Source organism: Stutzerimonas stutzeri, assembly GCF_000952685.1.
GTDB classification, from domain to species: Bacteria; Pseudomonadota; Gammaproteobacteria; order Pseudomonadales; family Pseudomonadaceae; genus Stutzerimonas; species Stutzerimonas stutzeri_E.
The window spans coordinates 106,965-130,578 of sequence record NZ_JYHV01000014.1; the positions used below are offsets into that span (position 1 = coordinate 106,965).

General features: G+C 60.4%; 26 protein-coding genes. 18 read left to right on the top strand and 8 right to left on the bottom strand.

The window, feature by feature from the left end:
* Positions 1-51: 51 nt before the first annotated feature.
* The 6 genes from serC to rpsA all read left to right on the top strand — a co-directional run bounded on the left by serC (position 52) and on the right by rpsA (position 8,233).
* A complete protein-coding gene (gene serC, locus UF78_RS07300) occupies positions 52-1,137 on the top strand; it encodes a 3-phosphoserine/phosphohydroxythreonine transaminase (RefSeq protein WP_045161735.1) in 1,086 nt (361 codons plus the stop codon).
* Positions 1,137-2,234: a prephenate dehydratase gene (gene pheA, locus UF78_RS07305; RefSeq protein ID WP_045161427.1), complete on the top strand. Its 1,098-nt coding sequence runs from the start codon at positions 1,137-1,139 to the stop codon at positions 2,232-2,234. The genes serC and pheA overlap by 1 nt, the downstream gene beginning before the upstream one ends.
* A gap of 104 nt (positions 2,235-2,338) precedes the next feature.
* Entirely contained in the window at positions 2,339-3,448 is a 1,110-nt protein-coding gene (gene hisC, locus UF78_RS07310) for a histidinol-phosphate transaminase (RefSeq protein WP_045161428.1), read from the top strand.
* Entirely contained in the window at positions 3,445-5,691 is a 2,247-nt protein-coding gene (locus tag UF78_RS07315; protein WP_045161429.1) for a bifunctional prephenate dehydrogenase/3-phosphoshikimate 1-carboxyvinyltransferase, read from the top strand. Before hisC ends, UF78_RS07315 begins: the two co-directional genes overlap by 4 nt.
* Positions 5,688-6,374, top strand: coding sequence for a (d)CMP kinase (gene cmk, locus UF78_RS07320; RefSeq protein WP_045161430.1), 687 nt, complete (start codon positions 5,688-5,690; stop codon positions 6,372-6,374). The genes UF78_RS07315 and cmk overlap by 4 nt, the downstream gene beginning before the upstream one ends.
* Before the next feature lie 173 nt (positions 6,375-6,547).
* The gene (rpsA, locus tag UF78_RS07325; RefSeq protein ID WP_019339331.1) at positions 6,548-8,233 is read left to right on the top strand and encodes a 30S ribosomal protein S1; all 1,686 of its coding nucleotides are present in this window, start codon (positions 6,548-6,550) and stop codon (positions 8,231-8,233) included.
* 151 nt (positions 8,234-8,384) lie between these two features.
* Here rpsA and UF78_RS07330 read toward each other — a convergent pair whose 3' ends face one another.
* A complete protein-coding gene (locus UF78_RS07330; protein ID WP_045161431.1) occupies positions 8,385-8,828 on the bottom strand; it encodes a MarR family winged helix-turn-helix transcriptional regulator in 444 nt (147 codons plus the stop codon).
* A gap of 79 nt (positions 8,829-8,907) precedes the next feature.
* Here UF78_RS07330 and UF78_RS07335 point away from each other — a divergent pair, with 79 nt between their 5' ends.
* The gene (locus UF78_RS07335) at positions 8,908-10,074 is read left to right on the top strand and encodes a PLP-dependent aminotransferase family protein (protein WP_045161432.1); all 1,167 of its coding nucleotides are present in this window, start codon (positions 8,908-8,910) and stop codon (positions 10,072-10,074) included.
* 38 nt (positions 10,075-10,112) lie between these two features.
* Positions 10,113-10,715, top strand: a complete 603-nt coding sequence (locus UF78_RS07340) for a glutathione S-transferase family protein (protein ID WP_045161434.1) — start codon at positions 10,113-10,115, stop codon at positions 10,713-10,715.
* A gap of 45 nt (positions 10,716-10,760) precedes the next feature.
* On the opposite strand, the gene folE is transcribed toward UF78_RS07340, so the two are convergent.
* The 4 genes from folE to UF78_RS07360 all read right to left on the bottom strand — a co-directional run bounded on the left by folE (position 10,761) and on the right by UF78_RS07360 (position 13,066).
* Positions 10,761-11,306 carry a GTP cyclohydrolase I FolE gene (gene folE, locus UF78_RS07345; protein WP_025241301.1) on the bottom strand — a complete coding sequence of 182 codons (546 nt, stop codon included), beginning with the start codon at positions 11,304-11,306 and terminating at the stop codon, positions 10,761-10,763.
* A 114-nt stretch (positions 11,307-11,420) separates the two neighbouring features.
* On the bottom strand, positions 11,421-11,978 hold the full coding sequence (locus UF78_RS07350; RefSeq protein WP_045161435.1) for a Smr/MutS family protein: 558 nt from the start codon (positions 11,976-11,978) through the stop codon (positions 11,421-11,423).
* Between the two features lie 92 nt (positions 11,979-12,070).
* Positions 12,071-12,388 carry a hypothetical protein gene (locus UF78_RS07355; RefSeq protein ID WP_045161437.1) on the bottom strand — a complete coding sequence of 106 codons (318 nt, stop codon included), beginning with the start codon at positions 12,386-12,388 and terminating at the stop codon, positions 12,071-12,073.
* Between the two features lie 84 nt (positions 12,389-12,472).
* Entirely contained in the window at positions 12,473-13,066 is a 594-nt protein-coding gene (locus tag UF78_RS07360; RefSeq protein WP_045161438.1) for a cysteine hydrolase family protein, read from the bottom strand.
* A gap of 188 nt (positions 13,067-13,254) precedes the next feature.
* Here UF78_RS07360 and prmB point away from each other — a divergent pair, with 188 nt between their 5' ends.
* On the top strand, positions 13,255-14,175 hold the full coding sequence (gene prmB, locus UF78_RS07365; protein ID WP_045161439.1) for a 50S ribosomal protein L3 N(5)-glutamine methyltransferase: 921 nt from the start codon (positions 13,255-13,257) through the stop codon (positions 14,173-14,175).
* 36 nt (positions 14,176-14,211) lie between these two features.
* On the opposite strand, the gene UF78_RS07370 is transcribed toward prmB, so the two are convergent.
* Entirely contained in the window at positions 14,212-15,000 is a 789-nt protein-coding gene (locus UF78_RS07370) for a hypothetical protein (RefSeq protein WP_045161440.1), read from the bottom strand.
* A 67-nt stretch (positions 15,001-15,067) separates the two neighbouring features.
* On the bottom strand, positions 15,068-16,033 hold the full coding sequence (locus UF78_RS07375; RefSeq protein WP_045161441.1) for an alpha/beta hydrolase family protein: 966 nt from the start codon (positions 16,031-16,033) through the stop codon (positions 15,068-15,070).
* Positions 16,034-16,188: 155 nt separating this feature from the next.
* On the opposite strand from UF78_RS07375, the gene aroC reads away from it, so the two are divergent.
* The 8 genes from aroC to UF78_RS07415 all read left to right on the top strand — a co-directional run bounded on the left by aroC (position 16,189) and on the right by UF78_RS07415 (position 21,488).
* Entirely contained in the window at positions 16,189-17,280 is a 1,092-nt protein-coding gene (gene aroC / locus UF78_RS07380; protein WP_045161442.1) for a chorismate synthase, read from the top strand.
* 90 nt (positions 17,281-17,370) lie between these two features.
* Positions 17,371-18,522 carry an MFS transporter gene (locus tag UF78_RS07385; RefSeq protein ID WP_045161444.1) on the top strand — a complete coding sequence of 384 codons (1,152 nt, stop codon included), beginning with the start codon at positions 17,371-17,373 and terminating at the stop codon, positions 18,520-18,522.
* On the top strand, positions 18,519-19,139 hold the full coding sequence (locus UF78_RS07390; RefSeq protein WP_045161446.1) for a methylthioribulose 1-phosphate dehydratase: 621 nt from the start codon (positions 18,519-18,521) through the stop codon (positions 19,137-19,139). Before UF78_RS07385 ends, UF78_RS07390 begins: the two co-directional genes overlap by 4 nt.
* Before the next feature lie 87 nt (positions 19,140-19,226).
* Positions 19,227-19,772: a 1,2-dihydroxy-3-keto-5-methylthiopentene dioxygenase gene (locus tag UF78_RS07395; RefSeq protein ID WP_045161448.1), complete on the top strand. Its 546-nt coding sequence runs from the start codon at positions 19,227-19,229 to the stop codon at positions 19,770-19,772.
* A 2-nt stretch (positions 19,773-19,774) separates the two neighbouring features.
* Entirely contained in the window at positions 19,775-20,458 is a 684-nt protein-coding gene (gene mtnC / locus UF78_RS07400; RefSeq protein WP_045161449.1) for an acireductone synthase, read from the top strand.
* 69 nt (positions 20,459-20,527) lie between these two features.
* Complete coding sequence (locus UF78_RS07405; protein ID WP_021207933.1) at positions 20,528-20,737, top strand: PLD nuclease N-terminal domain-containing protein; 210 nt, start codon at positions 20,528-20,530, stop codon at positions 20,735-20,737.
* A gap of 3 nt (positions 20,738-20,740) precedes the next feature.
* Positions 20,741-20,932 (top strand): PLDc N-terminal domain-containing protein, encoded by a 192-nt coding sequence (locus UF78_RS07410; RefSeq protein WP_045161451.1) that lies wholly within the window; start codon positions 20,741-20,743, stop codon positions 20,930-20,932.
* A gap of 1 nt (position 20,933) precedes the next feature.
* Entirely contained in the window at positions 20,934-21,488 is a 555-nt protein-coding gene (locus UF78_RS07415; protein WP_080890567.1) for a histidine phosphatase family protein, read from the top strand.
* Here the strand turns inward: UF78_RS07415 and UF78_RS07420 are convergent.
* On the bottom strand, positions 21,385-22,392 hold the full coding sequence (locus UF78_RS07420) for a DNA-3-methyladenine glycosylase family protein (protein WP_080890573.1): 1,008 nt from the start codon (positions 22,390-22,392) through the stop codon (positions 21,385-21,387). The genes UF78_RS07415 and UF78_RS07420 overlap by 104 nt on opposite strands.
* A gap of 164 nt (positions 22,393-22,556) precedes the next feature.
* Here UF78_RS07420 and speE point away from each other — a divergent pair, with 164 nt between their 5' ends.
* Entirely contained in the window at positions 22,557-23,417 is an 861-nt protein-coding gene (gene speE, locus UF78_RS07425; protein WP_045161453.1) for a polyamine aminopropyltransferase, read from the top strand.
* Positions 23,418-23,614 lie beyond the last annotated feature (197 nt).

The following is a 23,614-nucleotide window of genomic DNA, read 5'->3' on the forward strand; positions in this document are numbered from 1 at the left end:
TTGGCGACGGGCGGAGCGAGCATGGTATCGACCGTTTTTGAGAGTACGAAGATGAGCAAACGCGCCTTTAACTTCTGCGCAGGTCCCGCCGCGCTCCCTGAGGTCGTGCTGCAGCGCGCCCAGGCCGAACTCCTGGATTGGCAGGGGCGGGGCCTGTCTGTGATGGAAATGAGCCATCGCAGCGATGAATACACGGCGATTGCCGAAAAGGCCGAGCAGGACCTGCGCGACCTGCTGAGCATTCCGTCGAATTACAAGGTGCTGTTCCTCCAGGGCGGTGCCAGCCAGCAGTTCGCCGAGATCCCGCTGAATCTGCTACCTGAAGACGGCGTTGCCGATTACATCGATACGGGCATCTGGTCGCGCAAGAGTATCGAAGAGGCCAAGCGCTTCGGGCATATCAATGTGGCTGCCAGCGCCAGATCCTACGATTACTTCGCCATCCCCGGGCAGAACGAGTGGAATCTGCGCGCCGATGCGGCCTATGTGCACTACGCCAGCAACGAAACCATCGGTGGGCTGCAGTTCGACTGGATACCGGAACTTGGCGACACTCCGCTGGTGGTCGACATGTCTTCGGACATCCTTTCGCGTCCGCTGGACGTGTCGCGATTCGGTCTGATCTACGCTGGCGCGCAGAAGAATATCGGCCCGTCGGGGTTGGTGGTGGTCATCGTTCGCGAGGACTTGCTGGGTCGTGCGCGTTCCAGCTGCCCGACCATGCTCGATTACAAGATCGCCGCCGACAACGGCTCCATGTACAACACGCCGGCAACCTTCTCTTGGTACCTCTCTGGGCTGGTGTTCGAGTGGCTGAAGGAGCAGGGCGGTGTCGAGGCGATGGAGCGGATCAATCGCGCCAAGAAAGACCTGCTCTATGGTGCTATCGACGCCAGTGATTTCTATTCCAACCCGATCGCCACGAATGCCCGCTCGTGGATGAATGTGCCGTTCAGGCTGGCCGATGAGCAGTTAGACAAGGTTTTCCTGGCCGGTGCCGATGCCCGTGGACTGCTCAACCTGAAAGGCCATCGCTCGGTGGGCGGCATGCGTGCTTCGATCTATAACGCGGTTGGCCTGGATGCCGTCGAGGCGCTGGTGGCCTACATGCGTGAGTTCGAGAAGGAGCACGGCTGATGAGCGATGCCGACCGACTGAAGGCGCTGCGTGTACGCATCGACAGTCTCGACGAGAAAATTCTCGAGCTGATCAGCGAGCGTGCCCGCTGCGCTCAGGACGTGGCTCGGGTCAAGACTGCCTCCCTGGCCGAAGGCGAGGAGGCAGTGTTCTATCGTCCCGAGCGTGAAGCCTGGGTGCTCAAGCACATCATGGAGCTGAACAAGGGACCGCTGGACAACGAGGAGATGGCGCGCCTTTTTCGCGAAATCATGTCGTCCTGCCTGGCGCTGGAGCAGCCGCTGCGGGTCGCTTATCTCGGCCCGGAAGGCACCTTTTCGCAAGCGGCAGCGCTCAAGCACTTCGGGCATTCGGTGATCAGCAAACCGATGGCGGCGATCGACGAGGTGTTTCGTGAAGTGGTGGCCGGTGCGGTCAATTTCGGCGTGGTGCCGGTGGAAAACTCCACCGAGGGCGCCGTCAACCACACCCTCGACAGCTTCCTCGAGCATGACATCGTCATCTGCGGTGAAGTCGAGCTGCGAATCCATCATCACCTGCTGGTGGGTGAGACGACCAAGACCGACCGCATCACTCGCATCTACTCGCACGCCCAGTCGCTGGCGCAGTGCCGCAAATGGCTGGATGCGCATTATCCGAACGTCGAGCGTGTCGCGGTTTCCAGCAATGCCGATGCAGCCAAGCGCGTCAAGAGCGAGTGGAACTCCGCTGCGATCGCGGGGGACATGGCCGCTCAGCTTTACGGCTTGAGCAAGATTGCCGAGAAGATCGAGGACCGCCCGGATAACTCCACGCGTTTCCTGATCATTGGCAACCAGGAAGTGCCGCCCACCGGCGACGACAAGACTTCGATCATCGTTTCCATGCGCAACAAACCGGGTGCGCTGCATGAGCTGCTGATGCCGTTCCATTCCAATGGCATCGATCTCACGCGGATCGAAACTCGCCCTTCACGCAGCGGCAAATGGACCTATGTATTCTTCATTGACTGCATCGGTCATCACCAGGATCCGCTGATCAAGGATGTGCTGGAGAAGATCGGGCGCGAAGCGGTGGCATTGAAGGTGCTGGGCTCTTATCCGAAGGCGGTACTTTAAAAAGCAGCTGGAAGCCGGATGCCGAAAGCTGGAAGCCGTGAGCAACGCCGAGTGCTTCAGGTTTCGAGTTCAGGCTCAGGCTTTCAGCTCCAGCGGAGCTGAACATGTCCTGTGATTTCCTCGCCCTGGCTCAGCCAGGTGTACAAAAGCTGTCGCCTTACGTGCCGGGCAAGCCGGTGGACGAACTGGCGCGCGAGCTCGATCTTGATCCTGCAACGATCGTCAAGCTGGCCAGCAACGAAAACCCGCTGGGCCCCAGCCCCAAGGTCATCGAGGCGATCAAGGCGCAGCTCGGCGAGCTGACCCGCTATCCCGACGGCAACGGCTTCGTACTGAAGCAAAAGCTGGCCGAGCGATATGGCGTCGGCATCGAGCAGGTGACGCTCGGCAACGGTTCCAATGACATTCTCGAGCTGGTCGCGCGCGCCTATCTGGCGCCTGGCCTCAATGCGGTCTTCAGTGAACATGCGTTTGCGGTCTATCCGATTGCTACACAGGCCGTGGGTGCACGAGCGAAGGCTGTTCCGGCCCGTCAATGGGGACACGATCTCGAGGCCATGCTGGCGGCTATCGACGAAAATACAGGTGTCGTATTCATCGCCAACCCCAACAACCCCACCGGTACCTGGTTCGACGCGGATGCGTTGGGTAGCTTTCTTGCCTGCGTTCCCGAGCGCGTTCTGGTCGTGCTGGACGAGGCGTATATCGAGTACGCCGACGGCGGTGAACTGCCGGATGGATTGACGTTTTTGGCCTCGCATCCCAACTTGCTGGTTTCACGAACCTTCTCAAAGGCCTTTGGGCTGGCGGCGCTGCGGGTAGGCTATGCGATCTGTTCGGCGCGGATCGCCGATGTGCTCAATCGCGTGCGTCAGCCGTTCAATGTCAACAGCCTGGCGATTGCGGCCGCCTGTGCCGCGCTCGACGATGATCGCTATCTGGCCCAGAGCAGGGCTTGCAACACGGCTGGCATGCTCCAGCTCGAAGCGGGCTTCAGGCAGCTGGGGCTGGACTGGATTCCCTCGAAAGGCAATTTCATCGCGGTCGATTTCGGACGCGATGCAGCGCCGATCAACCAGGCTTTGTTGCGCGACGGCGTCATCGTGCGGCCGGTTGCAAGCTACGGAATGCCGACATTTCTGCGGGTTTCCATCGGCACCGAAGCGGAAAATACCCGTTTTCTAGATGCCCTGCGCAAGGCGCTCGGACGTTGAGCCGAAATGTCGAGCGGCTCTCCGATGCGCCAAAGGTACGGCGTCTGGTCGTGATCGGGTTGGGGCTGATCGGAGGCTCGTTCGCCAAGGGGCTACGTGAAGCCGGCCACTGCGCTGAAGTGGTTGGCTTCGATCTCGATCCCCGCTCCCGGGCGTTGGCTGTCGAGCTCGGTGTGGTGGATCGCTGTGCAGCCAACCTCGTTGATGCCTGCCAGGGGGCGGACGTCATTCAGCTCGCAGTCCCGATCCTGGCAATGGAACGTCTACTCACGGAGCTTGCGGCGCTCGATCTCGGAGATGCAGTGCTGACCGACGTCGGCAGCGCCAAGGGTAATGTGGTGCGCTGTGCCCGCGAGCAGTTCGGACGGATGCCGCCGCGCTTCGTGCCGGGCCATCCGATAGCCGGCTCGGAACAGAGCGGTGTCACGGCTGCCCAAAGCACGCTTTTTCGACGTCACAAGGTGATCCTGACACCTGTGGCGGAAACCGATCCAGCTGCGCTGAAACTTGTCGACAGTCTGTGGCGTGCACTGGGGGCTGATGTCGAACACATGGAGGTTCGATATCACGATGAAGTTTTGGCGGCTACCAGCCATCTGCCGCACCTGCTGGCATTTGGGCTGGTGGATTCGCTGGCGAAACGCAACGAGAATCTCGAAATATTCCGCTACGCGGCGGGTGGATTTCGTGATTTCACCCGAATAGCGGGTAGTGATCCGGTGATGTGGCATGACATCTTTCTCGCCAATCGTGAGGCGGTGCTGCATACGCTGGACGATTTTCGTGCCGACCTCGATGCGCTGCGCGCTGCGGTCGATGAAGGAGACGGGCATACCTTGTTGGGCGTGTTTACGCGCGCCAGGGCAGCCCGAGAACATTTCAGCAAAATACTGGCTCGCAGAGCCTATGTGGACGTTATGCATTCCAAAGATCTGATCTTCCTTGCCAACCCTGGCGGCAGCCTCAGCGGTCAACTGCGTGTGCCGGGCGACAAATCCATATCCCACCGTTCGATCATGCTCGGCTCGCTTGCTGAAGGCACCACCGAGGTAGAGGGGTTTCTCGAGGGTGAAGATGCCCTCGCAACCATCCAGGCATTCCGCGACATGGGCGTGGTCATCGAAGGGCCGAATCAGGGGCGCGTGACGGTCCATGGCGTTGGCCTGCATGGTTTGAAGCCGCCGCCAGGCCCGATCTACCTCGGCAATTCCGGGACCTCGATGCGTCTGCTGTCCGGCTTGCTCGCCGCCCAGTCGTTCGACACCACCCTGACCGGTGACGCTTCGCTATCCAAGCGACCAATGAATCGTGTGGCCAAGCCGCTGCGCGAAATGGGCGCGGTGATCGAGACCGCAGCCGAGGGGCGCCCACCGGTGACCATCCGTGGCGGCCAGAAACTTTCAGGAATGCAGTACGTAATGCCGATGGCCAGCGCTCAGGTCAAATCCTGCCTGCTCCTGGCAGGTTTGTATGCGGCAGAAAAAACCTCGGTCACCGAGCCAGCACCGACGCGGGACCATACCGAGCGGATGTTGCGAGGTTTCGGTTATCCGGTACAGGTAGAAGGCAATACCGCTACGGTCGAATCGGGTCATACGTTGCGTTCGACTCATATCGAGGTGCCAGCCGATATTTCCTCCTCGGCCTTTTTTATGGTGGCAGCCAGCATCGCGCCGGGTTCGGACATTACCCTGGAACATGTCGGGATCAACCCGACGCGTACCGGCGTTATCGATATTCTCAAGCTGATGGGTGCCAGCATCGAGCTGACCAATCTGCGTGAAGTGGGCGGTGAGCCGGTTGCCGATATCCGTGTGCGTGCGGCGCAGCTCAAGGGTATCGACATTCCGGAAAGTCTCGTCCCGCTGGCGATTGACGAATTCCCGGTGCTGTTCGTAGCTGCCGCCTGCGCAGAGGGTCGGACCACCTTGCGGGGTGCCGAAGAGTTGCGGGTCAAGGAGTCCGACCGTATTCAGGTAATGGCCGATGGTCTGCTGGCGCTGGGCGTGAAGGCCACACCGACGCCGGATGGGATTATCATTGAGGGCGGCGGCCCCATCGCGGGTGGCGAAGTCTGGGCGCACGGTGATCATCGGATAGCAATGTCCTTCAGCGTTGCTGCGCTTCGGGCCAGCGCACCGATCCGCATTCATGACTGCGCTAACGTGGCGACTTCGTTCCCGAACTTCCTTGCGCTGGCCGAGCGGGCCGGAATGCGGGTGGGTGTGGAGGGTAATTCATGATCAGCCAGATCCCAGTCATCACCATCGACGGCCCGAGCGGGTCCGGCAAGGGTACGGTTGCGGCGTTGTTGGCGGCGAAACTGGGGTGGAACTTTCTCGATTCCGGTGCGCTTTACCGTTTGCTGGCTTTTGCTGCCCGTAATCATGGTGTCGACCTGACCAACGAGGAGGCGCTCAAGCTGCTGGCAGCTCACCTGGATGTGCAGTTCGGTGCAGCCAAAAGCGGCCATGGCATGCAGATCATTCTCGAGGGCGAAGACGTCACCCTCGCGATTCGCAACGAGCAGGTCGGCGCCGGAGCCTCGCAGGTCGCTGCATTACCGGTGGTGCGTGAGGCGCTGTTGCAGCGCCAGAAGGCGTTCCGCGAACCGCCCGGGCTGGTCGCGGACGGCCGAGACATGGGGACCGTGGTTTTTCCTGACGCACCCTTGAAGATATTTCTCACTGCCAGTGCGGAGGAAAGAGCTCGTCGCCGTTTCCTGCAGTTGAAGGACAAGGGTGATGATGTTAATCTCGCGAGTCTTCTTGATGAGATACGGGTTCGCGATGAGCGCGACACCCAGCGTGAAGTGGCTCCGCTGAAGCCAGCAGACGATGCGGTACAGCTGGATTCCACGGATCTTTCCATCGAGCAGGTGTTAGGACAGATTCTGAGCGAAGTCGCCAAGCGCGATTTCGCCTGATGATCGGCCGCCGCGAGGCGGCCATGACGGTTCCTGAGGTTCAGGGCTGTTAACAAGGAGGCATGTGGGAGACCAGATCTAGTCCCGCAGGCCTTTTTTTATATGAATGAACCCACTTCTATCTGGGATGTGGAGATTGGGCGGATCCTCGCCCGAAAACAGCAGGAATAAACATGAGCGAAAGCTTTGCAGAACTTTTTGAAGAAAGCCTAAAAACCCTCGACATGCAGCCGGGTGCGATCATCACCGGCATCGTGGTCGACATCGATGGTGACTGGGTCACTGTCCATGCCGGTCTGAAGTCAGAGGGCGTCATCCCGGTCGAGCAGTTCTACAACGAGCAGGGCGAGCTGACCATCAGCGTGGGTGACGAAGTTCACGTTGCGCTGGACGCGGTTGAAGATGGCTTTGGCGAAACCAAGCTGTCCCGCGAAAAAGCCAAGCGTGCAGAGTGCTGGATTGTTCTGGAAGCGGCTTTCGCAGCTGAGGAAGTGGTCAAGGGCGTTATCAACGGTAAGGTTAAGGGCGGCTTCACTGTCGACGTTAACGGCATCCGTGCGTTCCTGCCAGGTTCCCTGGTTGATGTTCGTCCAGTGCGTGATACCACCCACCTGGAAGGCAAGGAACTCGAGTTCAAGGTCATCAAGCTCGACCAGAAGCGCAACAACGTTGTCGTTTCCCGTCGTAGCGTCCTGGAAGCCGAGAACAGCGCCGAGCGCGAAGCGCTGCTGGAATCGCTGCAGGAAGGCCAGCAGGTCAAGGGTATCGTCAAGAACCTCACGGATTACGGCGCATTCGTCGATCTGGGCGGCGTCGATGGCCTGCTGCACATCACCGACATGGCCTGGAAGCGCATCAAGCATCCGTCGGAAATCGTCAATGTTGGCGATGAGATCGACGTCAAGGTGCTGAAGTTCGACCGCGAGCGTAACCGCGTATCGCTGGGTCTGAAGCAGCTGGGCGAAGACCCATGGGTTGCCATCAAGGCCCGTTACCCGGAAAACACCCGTGTCATGGCCCGCGTTACCAACCTCACCGACTACGGCTGCTTCGCCGAGCTGGAAGAGGGTGTCGAAGGCCTGGTACACGTTTCCGAAATGGACTGGACCAACAAGAACATTCACCCGTCGAAGGTCGTACAGGTCGGCGACGAAGTGGAAGTCATGGTTCTGGACATCGACGAAGAGCGTCGTCGTATCTCCCTGGGCATCAAGCAGTGCAAGTCCAACCCGTGGGAAGACTTCTCTGGCCAGTTCAACAAGGGCGACCGCATCTCCGGCACCATCAAGTCGATCACCGATTTCGGTATCTTCATTGGTCTGGACGGCGGCATCGACGGTCTGGTTCATCTGTCCGACATCTCTTGGAACGAAGCTGGCGAAGAAGCCGTGCGTCGCTTCAAGAAGGGCGACGAGCTGGACACCGTCATCCTGTCGGTCGATCCAGAGCGTGAGCGCATCTCCCTGGGCATCAAGCAGCTGGAAGACGATCCGTTCTCCAACTACGCCGCTGTCAATGACAAGGGCAGCATCGTTCGCGGTACTGTGAAAGAAGTTGACGCCAAAGGCGCCATCATCGACCTGGGCAACGATATCGAAGCGACCCTGAAAGCCTCTGAAATCAGCCGTGACCGTGTTGAAGATGCGCGCAACGTCCTGAAAGAAGGTGAAGAAGTCGAAGCCAAGATCATCAGCATCGACCGTAAGAGCCGCGTCATCAGCCTGTCCATCAAGTCGAAAGACGTTGAGGACGAGAAGGATGCGATGAAGGAGCTGCGTACCAAGCAGGACGTAGAGCCGGCTGCCGGTCCGACCACCATCGGTGATCTGATCCGCGCGCAAATGGAAAATCAGAACTAAGTTAGTTCTGTGATCCATTGAAAAAGGGCGACTTCGGTCGCCCTTTTTTGTAGGCGCTTTTCGTGTCGATCAGCTCTTCGCTTCGTTGCATCCTGCCGCTAAAGCGTTCGGAGGCGACTGGTTGTACGTCCAGCCGGGCGCGCTGTGCGGTTCAGTCTCGAACAGTGCTGGCCGCTAGCGCCTGATTCACCGCCAACCAACCGGCTACCGCTTCTTCACCCATTTGCTTGAACGTCCGCTCGAGCAGGCGCACCTGTTCCCGCCGGAGCGCCTGTTCCAACTTGGCCCCTTCGGCAGTGAAGCGCAGCATGCGCTTGCGTTTGTCCTCCTCCGCGGTTCTGCTTTCGACCAAATGCATCTCGATAAGCTGTCGCAGCGGAATGTTCAGTGCCTGCTTGCTTACGCCCAGATAGCCGAGCAGCTCCTTGACGCTGAGGTCAGGGTAGCTGGCGATGAAGAACAGAATGCGGTGGTGCACCCGGGACAGCCCGCGGCGTGCGAGCATTTCGTCCGGCTTGGCGGTGAAAGCCTGATAGCCGAGAAAGAAACTTTCCATGATTTGGCGTTGAATCGTGCTTTTTTTTAGGTCAGTCATATTGACGTATTCACGACCGTAGGCGTAATTTTGGTCAAGTAGTTTGACTTATTTTATTACTTCCTGCATCTGGTGCCCCATGGCTTTCTCCGAACGTGTCGACCGCCTGAAAAGCTCGCTGATCCGTGAAATTCTTGCTGCTGCTCAGCGCCCCGAGGTGATGTCGTTTGCCGGAGGGCTGCCTGCCGAGTCGATGTTGCCCAAGGTCGAATGGGCGCAGATGCCGGCGAGCATGGGGCAGTACGGCATGAGCGAGGGTGAGCCGGCGTTACGCGAAGCGATCGCCGCCGAAGCGCGCGAGCTCGGTGTCGATTGCTCCGCCAGCCAAGTCCTTATCGTCAGTGGTTCTCAGCAAACGTTGGATCTCGCATCAAAGCTGTTCATCGACGTCGGCACCGAGGTGCTGCTCGAAGCCCCGACCTATCTGGCGGCGCTTCAAATCTTTCAATTGTTCGGTGCCGACTGTCTGGCGGTGCCGCAGGAGGCCGACGGTCCATCGTTGGTCGCGTTGCGCCAACGGCTGGAGCAGCACAAGCCAGCGTTCGCCTACCTGATCCCGACTTTTCAAAACCCCTCCGCGGTGCGTTACAGCGAAGAAAAACGCGATGCGGTTGCGGCTCTACTCGACGAGTTCAATGTAGTCCTGATCGAGGATGAGCCTTATCGCGAACTGGTTTTCGACGAAAGCAGCGCCAGGCCCATCGTCAGCCGCATGCGCAAGGCAAGCTGGATATACACCGGTACGGTCTCCAAGACTTTGCTGCCAGGGCTGCGGGTGGGTTACCTGATCGCAACGCCCGATCTTTTCCCTTACTTGCTGCGGCTCAAGCAGTCGGCTGACCTGCACACCAACCGCATTGGTCAGTGGCAGGCGCTGCAGTGGCTTGGAAGCGAGCAATATCGTACGCACCTAAGGGAGCTACGCCGCTTCTATCGTCTGCGCCGTGATGCAATGCAGGCCGCGCTAACGGAGCACTTTGGCGACCTGGCCGACTGGCAGATCCCGCAGGGCGGTCTGTTCTTCTGGTTGCGGCTGAAATGTCCTGTGGATACGCGAACGCTGCTCAATCCTGCCCTCGAACAGGATGTGGTATTCATGCCGGGCGAGCCATTCTTCATCGATCCCGAGCAAAACCTGGGGTATCTGAGGTTGAATTTCAGCCATGTTGCCCCGGACCGGCTGGATGAAGGCGTGTGCCGGCTAGCGAAGGTGATTCGCGGGTGCGAGATAGCCGATGCGGCCTAATCAAGGTATTGATGCTTGCGTTGCCCAGGAGGGAGGAGATGTACAAGGTTTACGGCGATTATCGTTCAGGCAACTGCTACAAAGTGAGATTGATGCTGCATCTGCTCGGTCGAGATTATGAGTGGGTACCGGTGGATATTCTTCGTGGCGAGAGCCGCGAGGAAGCGTTTCTGAAGAAGAACCCCAACGGCAAGATTCCCGTACTGGAGTTAGAGGACGGCACCTGCTTGTGGGAGTCGAATGCGATCCTCAATTTCCTCGCGGATGGATCCGAGCTGTTGCCCACGGATCCGCGTCTGCGCACTCAGGTTCTACAGTGGCAGTTCTTCGAGCAGTACAGTCATGAGCCGTTTATCGCCGTAGCGCGATTCATCAAGGTTTATCTGGGCCTGCCCGATGATCGCCTCGATGAGTATGCGGCCAAGCAACTGGATGGTTATCGAGCGCTGGATGTCATGGAGCAGCAGCTGCAGCGCACGCCGTTTCTGGTTGGCGATCGCTACTCGATTGCGGATGTAGCGCTATATGCCTATACGCACGTGGCTGAAGAGGGTGGCTTTTGGCTGGCCAGGTACCCTGCGATCTGTGCCTGGCTGCAGCGCGTTGCAAGCCATCCGCGGCATGTGGGCATGTACGAATAAAAGAAGACGAGAGGAGGTCTGGAGGCTGGCGAGCCTCCAGCTGGACTACTTCACCAGGCCGAGGAACTCGCTGCGGGTGGCCGCGTTCTCGCGGAATTGGCCGAGCATGACCGAGGTGACCATCGAAGAATTCTGCTTCTCGACGCCACGCATCATCATGCACATGTGCTGGGCCTCGATGACGACTGCCACGCCCCAGGCGCCCGTGACCGTTTGAATCGCTTCGGCGATTTCACGCGTGAGATTTTCCTGAATCTGCAGTCGGCGAGCGTACATGTCGACGATGCGCGCGACCTTCGAGAGTCCGAGCACCTTGCCGTTGGGCAGATAGGCAACGTGAGCCTTGCCAATGAACGGGAGCATATGGTGCTCGCACAACGAGTACAGTTCGATGTTCTTCACCAGAACCATTTCGCTGTTGTCGGAGCTGAACAGCGCACCGTTGGTGACTTCCTCGAGTGTCTGCTGATAGCCCTTGCACAGGTACTGCATGGCTTTGGCTGCGCGCTTGGGCGTATCGAGCAGGCCCTCGCGGTTGACGTCCTCACCCAGCTGGCCAAGGATCGCGGTGTAATGTGTTTCCAGGGACATATGACTACCTGTCAGGCGTGCAAGAAAGCGCGAATGCGAAGGTTAGGGGGTCGGCCGCTGGGCTGCAAGCGGCACGCGGCACCAATGAGCGGATCGAGACGCCTGACGCTATGCTTACTCGTCGCGTCCTTCGAGCATGGTTCGTTTGAGAATCACATAAACGGCGCCGGTACCGCCATGCCTTGGCAGACATGAGGTGAAGCCGAGCACTTGGGGATGCTGGCGTAGCCAAGTGTTGACGTGGCTCTTGATCAGGGGGCGCTTGCCGTCGATTCGCGCCGCCTTGCCGTGGGTGACCCGCACGCAGCGGATCTCGAACTTGCACGCTTCGGCGAGAAAATCCCAGAGCAGCTCGCGGGCTTTCTCGACGCTCAGTCCATGCAGATCCAGGCTGCCTTCGAAGGGGATCTGACCAGCCTTGAGCTTGCGCATCTGGCTGTCCTGAACACCGTCGCGCGCCCAGTAGAGCTCATCCTCTGCGGCGACATCGATGACGAATTGGTCGGAAAGCCCGTCGATTCTGATTTCGCTGCCGCTGATCACTGCATTAGCTCGCCGAGTGGCCATCTGCGCTTTGTTGCCGCGTGGTTTGCCGGTGTCCGCGCGGTCGTGTTCGATCGGCTTGACGCCGCGAACCGCCGACTTAAATAAAGAGAAATCATCTTCTTGCATGGGGCCTCCGCATTTGCGGGCGATTTTACCCCAAAGTTTTTGTCATCACCGCTTCTCCGGCGCAGGCGGGTCCGGGCGATGCGGCTGCGCAATCAGCGCCTGTTCTTCAGTTTGGGGGACAGGCTCAGACCGCCGGGTTCATTCAAGCGTCGACGAACGCGGCGCCGGATGAACATGCCGAGCATGAGTAGGATCAGGCCGAGGATGATCAGTGTCACGGCCGCTTCGCGATCCAGCGCCAAGTTGGCTAGTGCCTCGTTGTCGCTGAACAGGGGTATTGCGCCGGAGCCGGTCATGAGCAAGCCGAAAACGATCAGCAACAGGCCGAGCGCTGCTCCGAGGCGTGCGCCCCAGCTACGCTGTTGGCGAGGCCGGAGGCGGCGTGCATCGAATCCATCGGTTCGTTTCATTCCGGTTACCTCGTCAGAGCTGGCTATGACCGGGACTGTCCGGTCAGGTTCATCATGTCGGGTAACGCTTTGCGGCTCGAAGGCTTAAGTCAGTGCTCCAGCATCGGTCACGCAAACGGCGAAGTTGTCCGCGAGGATGGTCATTTCCATGCGATGCACCTGTGCCGCGTCGATCGCACCGTCTCCCATCGGCAGATCACGGGTGGCGCAGGCCTTGTCGACCAGGGTGCAGCGATAGCCATAGTCTTTCGCCGCGCGGACTGTGGTGCTCACGCTGGAGTGGGTCATGAAACCGCAGACGATGAGGTCCAGTCGCCCATGCTGCTGTAGCAGTTCGTGCAGTTTGGTGCCGGCAAAGGCATTGGGTAGCGTTTTGCCAATCACGGTTTCGCCGGGAAGCGGAGCCGCCTCCGGCATGATCTGACCGCGTAGCCCTTGTGGATCAAAGAGCCCGCCTGGAATACCGAGATGATGAACATGCACGACGGGGGCGCCAGCCTCGCGGGCCGTGGCCAACAAAGTGCTGATTTCCTCGAGCGCTGAGTTCAGGTTCGGTAGTGCGAGGGTCCCTGTCCGATATTCTTCCTGAACGTCAATGACCACAAGGGTCGCGTTAGCCAGAGTCGCCGGTGCATAACTGCGGCCACTGAGCTGAAGCATGGTCTGTGGCTTGGACATGACTGACTCCTTGTTTTGAGAGGGGCATGATTGTGGCGCCAGTTGAGCGATATGTGAACAGCCCAAGGTAATGAATTCGCCATCTGAATCGGCGATGACAGGCAATAAGCCACTACGGCTGCCAGATTACGCTGAGAAACTCTCGGGACCATCGGCTAAACTTCCGTGCTTTTGACAGGAGATGATTCGTGACCGCTTCGCTTTCCCGCTTGCGCACCTTGCGTGACCACATTCGCTGGGCGGTCAGCCGCTTCCATGCCGAGCAACTGTTCTTCGGACACGGCACGGACAACGCGTGGGACGAGGCTCGTCAGCTGGTGCTCGGCGCTCTGCATTTGCCTTGGGAAATGGCTGATAGCTATCTCGATTGTCGTCTTGAAGATGATGAGCGGGAGCATCTGCAGGGTTTGTTGCGCCGGCGGATCGAGCAGCGTGTGCCCACCGCCTATCTGCTTGGACAGGCCTGGTTCTGTGGGCTCCCATTCATCGTCGACGAGCGTGTACTGATTCCACGCTCACCGATTGGGCAATTGATCGAGCGCCGCTTCGAGCCCTGGCTCGCGCAGAACCCCGCGCGAATTCTCGATCTCTGTGCTGGCTCCGGTTGCATCGGCATTGCCTGCGCCTATGAGTTCCTCGATGCCGAGGTGGTGTTGGCAGACCTGTCCTTCGACGCGCTCGAAGTGGCCAACCGCAACATCGAGCAGCATGGGCTGGAGGACCGGGTCTATACGGTGCAGAGCGACGGATTCAACGGCTTGCCGAAGCAGCGCTTCGACCTGATCGTATCCAACCCGCCTTACGTCGATGCCGAAGACTTTGCCGACATGCCCGAGGAATACCATCATGAGCCGGCGTTGGGGCTGGCCTGCGGCGAGGATGGGCTGGATCTGGTGCGGCGCATGCTGGCCGAGGCCGCGGATCACCTCACCGAAACCGGCTCCCTGATCGTGGAGGTCGGTAACAGCCAGGTGCATGTAGCGGCGCTTTATCCCGAAGTGGATTTCACCTGGCTGGAATTCACCGACGGTGGCCATGGCGTGTTTCTGCTCGCCGCGAACCAGTGCCGCGAGCACCAGGCACTGTTTCGCGAGCGGCTCAGGGGATAGCAGAAGCAGGCGCCCTCACGCTGGGTGGCGGTCCGGTCAGCGGGTCGCGATCCATATCAGCAGTCCCGCCTGGAAAAGCGCGAATGCAATGAGGCAAGCGATGGTGAACCTGAGGCCGCCATCTTCGCGGCGGAATCTGTTCAGACGTTCCTGCATGTCGCGAATCGTGCTTTCCTGCTCCAGCAGGTTGCGATCGGCTTGTTCGAGCATTGCCGCGGCGTCCGTCAGCTCGATGATCTGTACTTTGTCGTTGTTCCAATCAGGGCGCAACGTGCTGACCCGAGGGGCCCCGTAGGTTGCCTTGAGTTGCTGAGGGTCTGCATACAGCACTTCGAAACCCTGGCTCAGCAGGCAATGGTCGCGTCGTAGGCGCATGTCATTGCCGGTTATGTCCTTCGTCGGGAGTGCACCGCCTTCCACCAGATAGTGCGCCCAGCGCTTTTGCGCCCAGAGCGCTCCCTGCGCCAGGAGAAAGCGTCCGAGGCCGCGGTTGACCGGCTCCACGTGCAGACCGGAGTCGGGGCCGAAGCGCACCTCCTTGGCACGATGATCCGCCCAGATTTCCAGAACGTTGTGCTTCTTCGAGAGGATCTGACCTGGCAATCGGACGAAAAGCCGCAACAGGCTTTGCTGTTGTGTGTGCCGCTCGATCTGGGCCAGCTCAACGAACCTCAGCGGCCGCGTACCGGTATCTCTGTCGGTGGGCAATGGCGACAGGCGCAGCAATCGAAAACGATCCGGAGCAAGAGTTGCCCAAGGATGCGGCTGCGGTGCGGCGGGCGTTTGGGCCTCACTGTCGGTTGGTGCTGGTGAGCTATCGGTCATGTCGGCGTCCTGGGCCTGTGCGGTCGAGTCGTTGCGGCAGGCAAGGAGCGTATCGGCCGACGGATGACTAACTGGATGGTGGCAATACGCTATGTTTGTGCAGGAATTGGCTGATCTGCTCAGGCAGGGCATGTGCGATGGGCAGTTCGGGTTGGTTGTAGGATGCCCTCTGCCGGTCGCGCTCCATCGGAACGATGCGCAGGACATGGTTCATTCCTGGGATCAGCACCAACTCGGCGTCTTCCCTGGCACGCTGCAAGGCGTAGGCATCGTCGCGTCCAACCTGGATGTCATGCGTTCCCTGGATGATCAGCGCAGGCGCCGTCGTGCTGGCGAACGCCCCGGCTGGATCCTGATCGAACAGGGTGATCAGATAGGGCTGTACGCTCGGACGGAACAGGACTTGCAGTGCCTCCGGCACCTGCTCGTGCGTGCGTCCCGCCTTGATCTCGTCGATCAGGTACTGCGCGGTCGCCAGTAGCGGTGGTGGCAGACGTCCCTGTAGCTGTTCGCGTAACAGCAGGTCGATGGGCACGCCGCTGCCTGCAATGCTGATCAATGCGTCGGGTTTCACGACAGGCTCCGCCAGGCTGGCAATCAATGCGCCCTCGCTGTGGCCGATCAGCACAACCTTGGAGAAACGCGGGTCCGCCTTCAACAATCTTGTCCAGGCTACCGCATCCGCGACATAGCGATCCACGCTCAACTGACGCTCGTCTGGCGCCGCCGCCAGACTCCGGCCAACCCCGCGCTTGTCATAGCGCAGGCTAGCCATACCCCGTCTGGCAAGCGCTTGTGCCAATCGCTTGAGGCTATCGTTACGGCCCATGGGATTGTTGCCGTCGCGGTCGGTGGGGCCCGATCCGGCGATCAGCAGGGCAACCGGCAAGGGTTCGGCGGTCTTCGGCAGGAGCAGGCTGCCATGCAGGTTGCCATCGGACACATGCAGGGTCATCGCCTGGTGCAGCAGGGTCTGGGCCTGGGTATGGGGCGTGAGCATGGCGAGGAAAGTGAGCAATAAGAGGAAACGCATGAGCAGGAAATCAACCGTCGGCGGAGCGGGTTGGATACGAGGCGAGCGGATTGGTTCGCCGATCAGCAGTATGCGCCGCCGTGAGAGGCGGTGAAACCTGCAGCGGCTCGGGTATACTTCCGGCCCCTGTTTAGGTCGATCGCGGAGCGCCCTGCATGTCCGGCAACACATACGGCAAGCTGTTCACCGTCACCACTGCTGGCGAAAGCCATGGTCCGGCGCTGGTCGCCATCGTCGACGGTTGCCCTCCAGGGTTGGAACTGACCGTTGAGGATCTGCAGCGAGACCTCGATCGACGCAAGCCCGGCACCAGCCGACATACCACCCAGCGCCAGGAAGCGGACGAGGTGGAGATTCTCTCCGGGGTGTTCGACGGGCGCACCACCGGTTGCCCGATCGGCTTGCTGATTCGCAACACCGACCAGAAGTCCAAGGATTACTCGGCCATCAAGGACCAGTTTCGTCCTGCCCATGCCGACTATAGCTATCACCATAAGTATGGTCTGCGCGATTACCGGGGCGGTGGACGCAGCTCGGCGCGCGAAACGGCGATGCGCGTCGCCGCCGGTGCCATCGCCAAGAAGTACCTGGCGACCCTGGGTATCCAGGTGCGCGGCTACATGAGCCAGCTCGGACCGATCGATATTCCATTCAAGAGCTGGGACAGCGTCGAGCAGAACGCTTTCTTCAGTCCCGACGCGGACAAAGTGCCGGAACTCGAAGTCTACATGGACCAGTTGCGACGCGATCAGGACTCGGTCGGTGCGAAGATCAGCGTCGTTGCCGACGGTGTCCCGCCCGGTCTTGGCGAGCCGATCTTCGATCGCCTGGACGCCGACCTGGCGCATGCCCTGATGAGCATCAACGCCGTCAAGGGCGTGGAGATCGGTGCCGGTTTCGCCAGTGTCGCCCAGCGCGGGACCGAGCACCGTGACGAGATGACCCCGGAAGGTTTCCTGTCGAACAATGCCGGCGGCGTGCTGGGCGGCATCTCTTCCGGTCAGCCGATCGTTGCGCATCTGGCGCTCAAGCCGACGTCCAGCATCACCACGCCGGGACGCTCGATCGATACCGACGGCAATCCGGTGCAAGTCATTACCAAAGGCCGACACGATCCCTGTGTCGGTATCCGCGCCACGCCAATCGCCGAAGCGATGATGGCCATCGTGTTGCTGGATCATCTGTTACGCCACCGCGGGCAGAATGCCGACGTGCTAGTGGGCACGCCGGTGTTGGGGCAAATCTGAGCATGAAGCTGGAATTTTGAAGCTGGACGATGACCCAAGCGCTCGCTCCGGTATCGAATTGCTTTGCTTTCAGCCCATGGCTTCTCGCTTATGACTGCTGCTCTTCCGTACTGGCGCCTGTCCGGCTTCTATTTTTTCTACTTCGCGCTGCTCGGCTCAGCCGCGCCCTTTCTCGGACTGTACTTCGACCACCTGGGCTTCGCCGCCGAGCGTATTGGCGAACTGGTCGCCATCCCGATGCTGATGCGCTGTCTGGCGCCGAATCTGTGGGGCTGGCTTGGTGACGTCACGGGGCGACGGCTGGCGATCGTGCGCATCGGCGCGCTCTGTACGCTGCTCTCGTTCGGTCTGATCTTCTTCAGCAAGAGCTACGCCTGGCTCGCGTTGGTGATGGCGCTGCATGCGTTCTTCTGGCATGCCGTGCTTCCGCAATTCGAAGTCATCACCCTGGCCCACCTGCGTGGGCAGGCGTCCCGCTACAGCCAGATCCGCCTGTGGGGCAGTGTCGGTTTCATCGTTGCGGTGGTGGGGCTTGGTGCGTTGTTCGAGCGGCTGAGCCTGGATATCTATCCCATGGCGGTGATGGTGGTGATGATCGGCATCCTCATCAGCAGTGCGTGGGTACCCAATGCCGTGCCCGAGCAGCGACCGGAGCTGGCCGGGCAGGGCGGCTTTGTCCGTCAGCTCTGTCGTCCGGGTGTGCTGGCGTTCTTCACCTGTGTGGGGCTGATGCAGGTCAGCCATGGGCCTTATTACACCTTTTTCACCATTCATCTCGAGGCGCTCGGATATGGTCGAAGCACCATCGGGCTGTTGTGGGCCCTGGGTGTAATTGCCGAGATTCTGATTTTCCTGGTGATGGCCAACTTGTTGGCGCGTTTCTCGTTGCGCCAGGTTCTGGCGGCAAGTTTCGTGCTGGCGGCAATACGCTGGCTGTTGCTGGGCACGCTGGCCGATTATCTGGGCGTGCTGCTGGTGGCGCAACTGATGCACGCGGCGACGTTTGGCAGCTTTCATGCAGCTGCGATCCATTTCGTTCAACGCAGCTTCGGTCACCGGCAGCAAGGGCAGGGGCAAGCGCTGTATGCAACGCTGGCCGGCGTCGGTGGGGCGCTGGGTGCGCTTTACTCCGGCTATAGCTGGGCCAGCCTCGGCCCGCTATGGACCTTCGCTATCGCCAGTCTGGCGGCACTGGCCGCAGCCGTTATCATTGTCATCCCCAAGCAGGAGAACCGGGCATGACCGCCATTCGTGAACACTTGTCGCAGGCCATCATCGACGCGGGCCATTTTCTCTATGGCCGCGGCTGGTCGCCGGCAACCAGCAGCAACTATTCGGCGCGTCTGACCTGCAGCGAAGCGCTGCTGACCGTTTCCGGCAAGCACAAAGGCCAATTGACAGTCGATGACCTGCTGGCCGTCGATATGGAGGGCCGCAGCCTGGAAGCGGGCAAGAAGCCATCGGCCGAGACCCTGCTGCACACTCAGCTGTATCGCTGGAAACCGGAAATCGGTGCCGTGCTACACACTCACTCGGTCAACGCTACCGTGCTTTCGCGCCTTTGCCTGAGCGATTCGCTGGTGTTCGCCGACTACGAGCTGCAGAAGGCATTCAGCGGCATCGCGACCCACGAATCCCAGATTCTGGTGCCGATTTTCGACAACGACCAGGACATCGATCGACTCGCCTCACGCGTTCAACCCTGGCTCGACGAGCATCCCGATTGCGTCGGTTATCTGATCCGTGGGCACGGTCTGTATACCTGGGGCGCACAAATGAACGACGCACTGCGGCAAATCGAGGCGTTCGAGTTTCTGTTCGAATGTGAATTAAAGATGCGCACCCTGCAGCGGGTGTAAGCCTGCACCTATTTTTGTCGCACGCAGCGCGTGTCCGAATAACCGATGACAAGTCCGGGACAGCCATTCCCGCCGGAGACAACCACCATGAGCATCCTCAGCGTTTATCAGGACAGTGTTCCCGAGCAGCCACTCAAGGTTCTCACTCACGTCGACGACATCGCCGCCACACTGGCCGAGGTCGGAGTGCATCTCGAGCGCTGGGAAGCCAGCGCGCCGATTGGAGCCGGTGCCAGTTCCGAAGAGGTGATTGCCGCCTATCGTCCGCAGATCGACCGGCTGATGAGTGAGCGCGGCTACGTCACCGTCGATGTGATCAGCCTGAACAGCGATCACCCGCAGAAGGCCGAACTGCGAGCCAAGTTCCTCGAAGAGCACCGCCATGCCGAAGACGAGGTGCGCTTCTTCGTCGCCGGCCGCGGGCTCTTCACATTGCACATCGAGGACAAAGTATATGCCGTGCTGTGCGAAAAGAACGACCTGATCTCCGTGCCAGCCGGTACCCGGCACTGGTTCGATATGGGGGAGAATCCGCACTTCGTTGCCATCCGCCTGTTCAACAATCCCGAGGGCTGGGTTGCGCAATTCACCGGTGAAGATATCGCCGGCCGCTTCCCACGGCTGGAGGACTGAAGATGCCGATCAAAGCCATCCTCACCGATATCGAAGGGACTACCAGTGCGGTGAGCTTCGTCTTCGACGTGCTGTTTCCTTATGCCCGTGAGCATTTGCCAGCGTTCGTTCGCAATCATTCGGCAGAACCCGCCGTGGCGGAGCAGATAGAGGCGGTACGGCGTGAGAGTGGTGAGCCGGAAGCGGGCATCGAGCGCGTCGTCGAGATCCTGCTGGAGTGGATTGCCGCCGACCGCAAGGCGACGCCGCTGAAAGCGCTGCAAGGCATGGTCTGGGCCCAAGGCTATCGCGCCGGCCAGCTCAAGGGCCATGTCTATCCGGATGCGGTGCAGGCGTTGCGCCGCTGGCACGAGCAGGGATATGCGCTGTACGTGTATTCCTCAGGATCGATTCAGGCGCAGAAGCTGATTTTCGGCTGCGCCGAGGTGGGTGATCTGACACCGTTGTTCTCCGGTTATTTCGACACCGGCAGTGGTCACAAGCGCGAGGCCGATTCATACGGGCGAATCGCTGCCGCTATAGGCCTTCCGGGCAATGAAATCCTGTTCCTATCTGACGTGGTGGAAGAGCTGGATGCCGCACGTGAGGCGGGTATGCACACCTGCGGTCTGGTTCGCGAGGGCGGCGAGCTGGCCGGGCACGTGGCGGTCGACAGCTTCGAAGCGATCGATCCGGCCGGCTACTGAGCGGATCGCCTGAACCCTCAAACCGCCCAGGCATCCTAATTACGAACTCACCTTAATTGGAGTCTTGTCATGACCGATGCCTTCGGCGGTATTTTCGGCCTGCTTATCCTGGCACTGGATATCTGGGCCATTGTCAGCGTACTGCGTAGCGATAGCACCACCGGCAAAAAGGCCCTGTGGGTGTTGTTGATCGTCATCCTGCCGGTTCTGGGGCTGATCATCTGGGGCATCATGGGGCCCCGCGGCAATCGCCCCGATGACCGGAACTTGAGGCCCTGACACGTGGAGAGCTGGAGCACGCTGCTGGCCCTGATCGTGCTGGTCGCTGACGCGCTGGCGATCTTCCAGGTCTGGCGCAGTCGTATCGAGGTGGGACGCAAGATCATCTGGAGTCTGGTTGTCGCGTTGCTACCAGTCGTGGGGTTGATCATGTGGTTCGTTGCGGCTGGGCATTTCGGTAAGGTCAGGTTGTAACGTGCGTGCGCTGGTCGTCGCCTTGCTGCTATCAGGGGCGTTTGGTGCGTTCGCTGAAGAGGACGCAGCTTGGTCAATGTTGCGTGAGGGAAGAGCGGTGCTGATTCTGCGTCACGCCACGGCGCCCGGATTCGGCGATCCGCCCGACTTTGTGCTTGGGGATTGCACCACTCAGCGCAATCTGGACGAAGCGGGGCGGTTGGAGGCGCAGCGCTGGGGCGACTTGCTTCGCAAGAAAGGTCTTTCCAACGCGAGAGTGCTCAGCAGTCGTTGGTGCCGGGCATTGGAAACCGCGCAGCAGATGGGGCTGGCTTCGGTCGAGCCGTTGCCGGCGCTTGATTCGTTCTTCGCCGAGCCAGGCCGAGAGGCCGCGCAGACCGCTGCGTTGCGCCAGCGGCTCGATTCACTGCCAGCGGCACTGCCCGTGGTGCTCGTGACTCATCAGGTCAACATTACCGCGCTGACCGGCATCTTTCCCCGTTCCGGTGAGGGCTTGATCCTGGCTCTGCCACTCGGCGATCCACCCCGGGTGCTGGCGAGGATCGCACCGCCTTAGCCTCCTTGTGCTTGGGCTCCGGCAAGGCGCTGCCGTAGTTCTGCCAGATGTGCACGGCGGCGTAGGCCCGCCAGGGTCGCCAGGCTTGCGAGCGGGCCAGCAACTGTCTGGCAGTGATGCCTTGGGGGCCCCATAGCGGCGCCTTGAGCAGGCCAAGGTCGGCCACCGGAAAGGCGTCCGCTTCGCCGAACCCGCGCAGGGCGATGTACTCGGCCGTCCACGGACCGATTCCCGGTAGCGCGCAGAGCCGCTTGACCAGCTCGTCCGCGCCGTCCCCGATGTGAAGTTCGAGCGCACCATCGGCCACCGCTGCGGCCAGGCGCTGCAAGGTCGCAACGCGTTTTCCGGGCATGCCGATATTCTCCAGCTGGGCGCTGGCTATGGCTTGCGGGCTGGGAAACAACCGGAGCGTGGCACCAGCTCCACATACGGCTACCTGGGGCAATTCCTCGCCGAGCCGTTCCACCAGACGCCGGGTGATGGTCACCGCGGCCTTGACCGTGACTTGCTGGCCGACGATGGCTCGCACGGCTTGTTCGAAAGGGTCGAACGCAGAGGGCAAGCGCAATCCGGGGTTAGCGGTGACCAACGGCCCGAGCAGCGGATCGTCAGCGAAATGCCGCGCGATGACCGCCGGATCGGTGTCGAGGTCGAACATCCTACGAACCCGGATCGCCAGCTGGGCGGCATGCTCTTGTAGCGAATCGCTGAGCGTCAGCTCGAGCACAGTTTGTCCGGGTAATGGTCGAACACTGATCCAGCCAGCGCTGTTGCCGGCCCGCACGGTGCGGCTGTAGCACTCGGAATCGAGCGCCTCCACGCCGGGTAGCAAGCGCAGGGCGAAATGCTGGTGAAATTGCGACCAGCTCCAAGGGGCGAGGTAAGGCAGGTAAAAGGGCGTCATGGTTCGACGATAGCCAGCATTGATGGGGTTGTCTTCACCGAACGCGCTTTGAAAGTAGATGGTTCCACCTGTCATATGACCAAAGTAGAATGCGCCTCTTTGCCGACGTACGAGCGTACGGCTTGCGCCGCTCGTCTGTTAGCCATCCATCCGGGAGAACACCCATGAGCGACTATCAGGAAACTCTCTACGAGGGATACGGCCAGCGCTTCAGGATCGACAAGATGCTGCATGAAGTGCGCACTGAGCATCAGCATCTGGTCATTTTCGAAAACGCCCGCATGGGCCGCGTCATGGCGCTCGACGGGGTGATCCAGACCACCGAGGCGGACGAGTTCATCTATCACGAGATGCTCACCCACGTACCGATCCTGGCCCATGGCTTGGCGCGGCGCGTGCTGATCATTGGTGGTGGTGACGGCGGCATGCTGCGCGAAGTCGCCAAGCACCGCGATGTCGAAAGCATCACCATGGTCGAGATCGACGGTACCGTGGTCGAGATGTGCAAGGAGTTCCTGCCGGAGCATTCGAAAGGGGCGTTCGACGATCCGCGGCTGAACTTGGTTATTGATGACGGTATGCGCTTCGTTGCGACCACCGAGGAAAAGTTCGACGTGATCATTTCCGATTCGACCGATCCCATCGGGCCGGGCGAGGTCCTGTTCTCGGAGAACTTCTACCAGGCATGCCGCCGCTGCCTCAACGATGGCGGCATCCTGGTCACGCAGAACGGCACCCCCTTCATGCAACTTGCCGAAGTGCAGACAACCGCTAAGCGCATGACCGGGCTGTTCCCCGACTGGCACTTCTACCAGGCTGCGGTTCCCACCTACATCGGTGGGGCCATGACCTTCGCCTGGGGCGCCTGCGACTCGGCCAGCCGCAAACTGCCACTGGAAACCCTCTGCCAGCGTTTCGCCGGTAGCGGCATCGTCACCCGTTATTACAACCCGCACATCCATCTCGGCGCGTTCGCGCTACCTCAATATGTGTTGCAGGCCATCAACAAGCCCAGCAACAGCTAAACTGCCTCGTGCGCTGCGACTTTTTTGCAGCGCACCTGGATCGGTTCGGACGGCGTAGCGCCCGCCGCGACTCGACGCACCCATTGCGGTGACGATGCATACGCCGTATGTTCGAAGCGCGGCTGCGTACCATAGGCAATGTCCGAGCGCGTCTGGCACGGACGCGGTATCGCGGCTGGATCGAACTCCCAGGCGCC

Bases quoted from the DNA above. Each gene is read 5' to 3' on its own strand.
- UF78_RS07340 (WP_045161434.1), top strand. From the start codon at position 10,113: ATGTACAAGGTTTACGGCGATTATCGTTCAGGCAACTGCTACAAAGTG.
- pheA (WP_045161427.1), top strand. From the start codon at position 1,137: ATGAGCGATGCCGACCGACTGAAGGCGCTGCGTGTACGCATCGACAGT.
- UF78_RS07375 (WP_045161441.1), bottom strand. From the start codon at position 16,033: ATGCGTTTCCTCTTATTGCTCACTTTCCTCGCCATGCTCACGCCCCAT.
- UF78_RS07390 (WP_045161446.1), top strand. From the start codon at position 18,519: ATGACCGCCATTCGTGAACACTTGTCGCAGGCCATCATCGACGCGGGC.
- mtnC (WP_045161449.1), top strand. From the start codon at position 19,775: ATGCCGATCAAAGCCATCCTCACCGATATCGAAGGGACTACCAGTGCG.
- folE (WP_025241301.1), bottom strand. From the start codon at position 11,306: ATGTCCCTGGAAACACATTACACCGCGATCCTTGGCCAGCTGGGTGAG.
- UF78_RS07405 (WP_021207933.1), top strand. From the start codon at position 20,528: ATGACCGATGCCTTCGGCGGTATTTTCGGCCTGCTTATCCTGGCACTG.
- UF78_RS07385 (WP_045161444.1), top strand. From the start codon at position 17,371: ATGACTGCTGCTCTTCCGTACTGGCGCCTGTCCGGCTTCTATTTTTTC.
- UF78_RS07395 (WP_045161448.1), top strand. From the start codon at position 19,227: ATGAGCATCCTCAGCGTTTATCAGGACAGTGTTCCCGAGCAGCCACTC.
- UF78_RS07360 (WP_045161438.1), bottom strand. From the start codon at position 13,066: ATGTCCAAGCCACAGACCATGCTTCAGCTCAGTGGCCGCAGTTATGCA.
- serC (WP_045161735.1), top strand. From the start codon at position 52: ATGAGCAAACGCGCCTTTAACTTCTGCGCAGGTCCCGCCGCGCTCCCT.
- UF78_RS07330 (WP_045161431.1), bottom strand. From the start codon at position 8,828: ATGACTGACCTAAAAAAAAGCACGATTCAACGCCAAATCATGGAAAGT.
- speE (WP_045161453.1), top strand. From the start codon at position 22,557: ATGAGCGACTATCAGGAAACTCTCTACGAGGGATACGGCCAGCGCTTC.
- rpsA (WP_019339331.1), top strand. From the start codon at position 6,548: ATGAGCGAAAGCTTTGCAGAACTTTTTGAAGAAAGCCTAAAAACCCTC.
- cmk (WP_045161430.1), top strand. From the start codon at position 5,688: ATGATCAGCCAGATCCCAGTCATCACCATCGACGGCCCGAGCGGGTCC.
- UF78_RS07370 (WP_045161440.1), bottom strand. From the start codon at position 15,000: ATGACCGATAGCTCACCAGCACCAACCGACAGTGAGGCCCAAACGCCC.
- hisC (WP_045161428.1), top strand. From the start codon at position 2,339: ATGTCCTGTGATTTCCTCGCCCTGGCTCAGCCAGGTGTACAAAAGCTG.
- aroC (WP_045161442.1), top strand. From the start codon at position 16,189: ATGTCCGGCAACACATACGGCAAGCTGTTCACCGTCACCACTGCTGGC.
- UF78_RS07335 (WP_045161432.1), top strand. From the start codon at position 8,908: ATGGCTTTCTCCGAACGTGTCGACCGCCTGAAAAGCTCGCTGATCCGT.
- UF78_RS07350 (WP_045161435.1), bottom strand. From the start codon at position 11,978: ATGCAAGAAGATGATTTCTCTTTATTTAAGTCGGCGGTTCGCGGCGTC.
- UF78_RS07355 (WP_045161437.1), bottom strand. From the start codon at position 12,388: ATGAAACGAACCGATGGATTCGATGCACGCCGCCTCCGGCCTCGCCAA.
- UF78_RS07420 (WP_080890573.1), bottom strand. From the start codon at position 22,392: ATGACGCCCTTTTACCTGCCTTACCTCGCCCCTTGGAGCTGGTCGCAA.